Here is a 446-nt window from a genome sequence, read left to right as displayed (position 1 = left end):
GCAGTGACGGTCACGGTGAAATCCTGATTGGCCGCCCCACCCTCGTCCGTGGTCCCCGCCACATTGCCATTCACCACCCCGCTCCAGTCCGCCGGCAAGGTGAAACTCGGCACACCAGCCACGCTCGCACCACTCCAGCTCCAGTCCCCTGCTACCTCTTCATCTTGCTCCCACCCTTCGCCCATCACTGCATCTTCCGGCACCCCGCTCAGGGTCACCGTTACGCTCGTCACCTCTTCCGACTTGTCCGCGTCGCTCGCACTCACGCTCAGCTGCGCCGCCAGCGACACCACTATCGGGTTGTCTGTTTCAGCTTCCACCAGGTCAGTCGCGCTGACACTGATATCCCCTTCCACTCCGATAGTGACCGTGCCACTGCTGTTGGCCGTGCCTTCATTGGTGGTCGCCACAACTGTGTAGCTGATGGGAGCGCCACTGTTGCTGGT

1 protein-coding gene is annotated in these 446 nt (G+C 62.3%); it reads right to left on the bottom strand.

Features of this window, described 5'->3' with window-relative positions; all coding sequences use genetic code 11:
* Window positions 1-446 (bottom strand): hypothetical protein (locus tag ACW5XC_RS20420; RefSeq protein ID WP_456516115.1); only part of this gene is annotated, 446 nt, incomplete at both ends.

The sequence above is a fragment of the Aeromonas sp. 25-AL00135 genome (assembly GCF_054052385.1).
The sequence above is the reverse complement of the archived record's forward strand: the minus strand, read 5'-3'. Positions and strand labels throughout refer to the sequence as shown.